Consider the following 5707-nt stretch of genomic DNA (forward strand, 5'->3'; position numbering starts at 1 on the left):
ACAGCAAAAAGCCCGACTCTTTCGAATCGGGCTTTCTGGTATGGGGAGTCTGGCAATGACCTACTTTCACACGGGCAATCCGCACTATCATCGGCGCTGAGGTGTTTCACTGTCCTGTTCGGGATGGGAAGGAGTGGGACCACCTCGCTATGGTCGCCAGACATTAAACTGTCTGGTGCAACTCTTTCAAGTCACACGAGAGTTATCGCATTCAACCAATTGCTCCATGTATCTCTACACTCCGCAATCAGCCTACAACGCTAACTCGTAAAATCAATAGAAGAAGTAATTATACTACACTTTCCAACCACATTATTTAGTAACTTTTAGTACTTTCGTACTTGGGTCGATTATATCCATCTTCGCACTACGCGCTTCAGGTTATAGGATCAAGCCTCACGAGCAATTAGTATTGGTTAGCTTAACGCATTACTGCGCTTCCACACCCAACCTATCAACGTCCTGGTCTCGAACGACTCTTTAGAGGATTTAAAACCCTAGGGAAATCTCATCTTGAGGCAAGTTTCGCGCTTAGATGCTTTCAGCGCTTATCTCTTCCCGACTTAGCTACCCGGCAATGCCACTGGCGTGACAACCGGTACACCAGAGGTCAGTCCACTCCGGTCCTCTCGTACTAGGAGCAGCCCCTCTCAAATTTCCAACGCCCACTGCAGATAGGGACCAAACTGTCTCACGACGTTTTGAACCCAGCTCACGTACCACTTTAAATGGCGAACAGCCATACCCTTGGGACCGGCTACAGCCCCAGGATGTGATGAGCCGACATCGAGGTGCCAAACTCCGCCGTCGATGTGAACTCTTGGGCGGAATCAGCCTGTTATCCCCGGAGTACCTTTTATCCGTTGAGCGATGGCCCTTCCATACAGAACCACCGGATCACTATGTCCTGCTTTCGCACCTGCTCGACTTGTCGGTCTCGCAGTTAAGCCGCCTTTTGCCATTACACTATCAGTACGATGTCCGACCGTACCTAGGCGACCTTCGAGCTCCTCCGTTACAATTTGGGAGGAGACCGCCCCAGTCAAACTGCCTACCATGCACGGTCCCCGATCCGGATAACGGACCAAGGTTAGAACCTCAAAGGGGTCAGGGTGGTATTTCAAGGACGGCTCCACTGAAACTAGCGTCTCAGCTTCAAAGCCTCCCACCTATCCTACACAAACCACTTCAAAGTCCAATGCAAAGCTACAGTAAAGGTTCACGGGGTCTTTCCGTCTAGCAGCGGGGAGATTGCATCTTCACAAACACTTCAACTTCGCTGAGTCTCGGGAGGAGACAGTAGGGCCATCGTTACGCCATTCGTGCGGGTCGGAACTTACCCGACAAGGAATTTCGCTACCTTAGGACCGTTATAGTTACGGCCGCCGTTTACTGGGGCTTCGATCAAGAGCTTGCACCCCATCAATTAACCTTCCAGCACCGGGCAGGCGTCACACCCTATACATCCACTTTCGTGTTGGCAGAGTGCTGTGTTTTTGATAAACAGTCGCAGCCCCCATTTCTCTGCGGCCTTATATAGCTCCAAACGCGAAGTTCTTCACCAATAAGGCACACCTTCTCCCGAAGTTACGGTGTTAATTTGCCGAGTTCCTTCTCCCGAGTTCTCTCAAGCACCTTAGAATACTCTTCCTACCCACCTGTGTCGGTTTGCGGTACGGTTCAATATAAGCTGAAGCTTAGTGGCTTTTCTTGGAAGCAGGGTATCAGTTACTTCATCACCTAAGTGAATCGTCATCATGCCTCAGCGTTAAGACCCCCCGGATTTGCCTAAGGGATCCGCCTACACACTTAAACCACCTATTCCAACAGATGGCTAACCTAACCTTCTCCGTCCCCACATCGCACTTATATCAAGTACAGGAATATTAACCTGTTTCCCATCGACTACGCATTTCTGCCTCGCCTTAGGGGCCGACTCACCCTGCGCCGATGAACGTTGCGCAGGAAACCTTGGGTTTTCGGTGAGGGAGCTTTTCACTCCCTTTATCGCTACTCATGTCAGCATTCGCACTTCTGATACCTCCAGCATCCTTCTCAAGACACCTTCACAGGCTTACAGAACGCTCCTCTACCATATGCCATAAATGGTCATATCCGCGTCTTCGGTTATCAATTTGAGCCCCGTTACATCTTCCGCGCAGGACGACTCGACCAGTGAGCTATTACGCTTTCTTTAAATGATGGCTGCTTCTAAGCCAACATCCTGGCTGTCTGTGCCTTCCCACCTCGTTTTCCACTTAATTGATCATTTGGGACCTTAGACGGCGGTCTGGGTTGTTTCCCTCTTGACCCAGGACGTTAGCACCCCAGGTCTGTCTCCCATGCTCGCACTTGACGGTATTCAGAGTTTGCCATGGTTTGGTAAGTCGCGATGACCCCCTAGCCATAACAGTGCTTTACCCCCGTCAGTGATACATGAGGCACTACCTAAATAGTTTTCGAGGAGAACCAGCTATTTCCAAGTTTGTTTAGCCTTTCACCCCTATCCACAGCTCATCCCCTAACTTTGCAACGTTAGTGGGTTCGGACCTCCAGTTGATGTTACTCAACCTTCATCCTGGCCATGGATAGATCACTTGGTTTCGGGTCTACGCCCAGCAACTATGCGCCCTATTCGGACTCGGTTTCCCTACGCCTCCCCTATTCGGTTAAGCTCGCTACTGAACGTAAGTCGCTGACCCATTATACAAAAGGTACGCAGTCACCCCATTTTTCAAGGGCTCCCACTGTTTGTATGCATCCGGTTTCAGGTTCTATTTCACTCCCCTCCCGGGGTTCTTTTCGCCTTTCCCTCACGGTACTAGTTCACTATCGGTCGATGATGAGTATTTAGCCTTGGAGGATGGTCCCCCCATCTTCAAACAGGATTTCTCGTGTCCCGCCCTACTTCTCGTACGCTTAGTATCACAATTGACTTTTCATATACGGGACTATCACCCACTATGGTTGGACTTTCCATTCCATTCTATTAAGTCTACTGCTATCACGTACAGGCTCTTCCCATTTCGCTCGCCACTACTTTGGGAATCTCGGTTGATTTCTTTTCCTCCGGTTACTTAGATGTTTCAGTTCACCGGGTTCGCTTCGCTAGACCTATGTATTCAGTCTAGGATGACCCAAAAGGGCCGGGTTTCCCCATTCGGAAATCGTGGGATCAAAGCACTTTGCCAGCTCCCCCACGCTTATCGCAGGCTATCACGTCCTTCGTCGCCTATCATCGCCAAGGCATCCACCAGATGCACTTATTCGCTTGATCCTATAACCTCAAACACGTAAAACGTATCTCAGATTACTGAAATCGTATTTGCGACTTGCAAGTGAGTTCTCATTTCACTTGCGGTTCAGTTACACTGGCATGAGACCAGTACAACTGAACAGATACAATCAACCCAATATTATTTACTTTGAAATCAAACTTAACCATCACCGCAAGCAGCAATGCTTAAATCTAATTCCACAACAATGTTTATTGGAATTAATTACTTCTTCTATTTTGTTAAAGAGCGATATTACTAAAATCAATCATTCATATCTAAATATAAACAGCCGATTTATCTAATTTTAGAAACCAGAATAAAATACACTGCACTCAACAACGTGCAATACATAGAATTCTATTTTCTACTAGGTAGTTACAGACCCAATGAATGGTGGAGGCTAACGGACTCGAACCGTTCACCCCCTGCTTGCAAAGCAGGTGCTCTACCAGATGAGCTAAGCCCCCAACTAAGTGGTGGGTCAGATAGGAATCGAACCTATGACCCCCGCGTTATCAACACGGTGCTCTAACCAACTGAGCTACTGACCCATATCGTCGTCAAACTAACTCAATGTCAAAGTATCTAATTGCTTAAACACTTCTTCATGTCGTTAATCCGACATTCTTCAAATCTACAGCCGATGAGTGTGAGTACTTAGTTTGTTCGTCTTTCTCTTGAAAGGAGGTGATCCAGCCGCAGGTTCCCCTACGGCTACCTTGTTACGACTTCACCCCAGTCATGAATCCTACCGTGGTAACCGGACTCCCGAGGGTTATCCTAGCTACTTCTGGTAAAACCCACTCCCATGGTGTGACGGGCGGTGTGTACAAGGCCCGGGAACGTATTCACCGCGACATGCTGATCCGCGATTACTAGCGATTCCGACTTCATGCACTCGAGTTGCAGAGTGCAATCCGGACTACGATCGGTTTTGTGAGATTAGCTCCCCCTCGCGGGTTGGCGACCCTCTGTACCGACCATTGTATGACGTGTGAAGCCCTGGTCATAAGGGCCATGAGGACTTGACGTCATCCCCACCTTCCTCCGGTTTGTCACCGGCAGTCCCATTAAAGTGCTCAACTGAATGTTAGCAACTAATGGCAAGGGTTGCGCTCGTTGCGGGACTTAACCCAACATCTCACGACACGAGCTGACGACAGCCATGCAGCACCTGTGTTACGGTTCCCGAAGGCACATCCATATCTCTACGGACTTCCGTACATGTCAAGACCAGGTAAGGTTTTTCGCGTTGCATCGAATTAATCCACATCATCCACCGCTTGTGCGGGCCCCCGTCAATTCCTTTGAGTTTTAGTCTTGCGACCGTACTCCCCAGGCGGTCTACTTCACGCGTTAGCTGCGTTACTAAGCTCCGAAAAGCCCAACAACTAGTAGACATCGTTTAGGGCGTGGACTACCAGGGTATCTAATCCTGTTTGCTCCCCACGCTTTCGTCCATGAGTGTCAGTATTAGGCCAGGGGGTTGCCTTCGCCATCGGTGTTCCTCCGCATCTCTACGCATTTCACTGCTACACGCGGAATTCCACCCCCCTCTCCCATACTCTAGCGAGACAGTCATATACGCAATTCCTAGGTTGAGCCCAGGGATTTCACGTCTATCTTATCAAGCCACCTGCGGACGCTTTACGCCCAGTAATTCCGATTAACGCTTGCACCCTACGTATTACCGCGGCTGCTGGCACGTAGTTAGCCGGTGCTTATTCTTCGGGTACTGTCATCCCCAACCTTTATTAGAGGTTAGGATTTCCTCCCCGACAAAAGCGCTTTACAACCCGAAGGCCTTCTTCACGCACGCGGCATTGCTGGATCAGGCTTTCGCCCATTGTCCAAGATTCCCCACTGCTGCCTCCCGTAGGAGTCTGGACCGTGTCTCAGTTCCAGTGTGGCGGATCGTCCTCTAAGACCCGCTACTGATCGTTGCCTTGGTAGGCCTTTACCCTACCAACTAGCTAATCAGCCATCGGCTGCTCCAATAACGTGAGGCCTTGCGGTCCCCCACTTTCCCCCTCAGGGCGTATGCGGTATTAGCACTCCTTTCGAAGCGTTATCCCCCATTACTGGGTACATTCCGATGTATTACTCACCCGTTCGCCACTCGTCAGCGGTGCAAGCACCCTGTTACCGTTCGACTTGCATGTGTAAAGCATGCCGCCAGCGTTCAATCTGAGCCAGGATCAAACTCTTTCGTTTAATCTCTGTGCTAATTTGTACAACTTGGCTTTAAGGCGGGTTAAAACCCGCCCTACAGGATGGATTTAACTCCACCCTCCACTTCTTGCGACCCGTCAGATTTGCATCTAACCGATCATTTTGAGAGTGTAAGCACTTGTTTGACTGGCAAACCAAGCACTCACACTCATCGGCTGTATTTTGTTAAAGATCAGTGGCTTAGGACACACAAAACA

The 5707-nt window shown here is 49.5% G+C and carries 2 tRNA genes and 3 rRNA genes; all 5 read right to left on the minus strand.

The window, feature by feature from the left end:
* Positions 1 to 47: 47 nt before the first annotated feature.
* Positions 48 to 161 (minus strand): 5S ribosomal RNA (rrf, locus tag LG219_RS15060).
* A 224-nt stretch (positions 162 to 385) separates the two neighbouring features.
* Positions 386 to 3277: ribosomal RNA gene (locus tag LG219_RS15065) — 23S ribosomal RNA — on the minus strand.
* 392 nt (positions 3278 to 3669) lie between these two features.
* A tRNA-Ala gene (locus tag LG219_RS15070) sits at positions 3670 to 3745 on the minus strand.
* A 7-nt stretch (positions 3746 to 3752) separates the two neighbouring features.
* Positions 3753 to 3829: transfer RNA gene (locus tag LG219_RS15075), tRNA-Ile, on the minus strand.
* A 129-nt stretch (positions 3830 to 3958) separates the two neighbouring features.
* A 16S ribosomal RNA gene (locus LG219_RS15080) occupies positions 3959 to 5492 on the minus strand.
* Together the 16S, 23S and 5S rRNA genes with 2 tRNA genes alongside form the textbook arrangement of a ribosomal RNA operon.
* Positions 5493 to 5707 lie beyond the last annotated feature (215 nt).

Source organism: Deefgea salmonis (assembly GCF_020531905.1).
GTDB classification, from domain to species: Bacteria; Pseudomonadota; Gammaproteobacteria; order Burkholderiales; family Chitinibacteraceae; genus Deefgea; species Deefgea salmonis.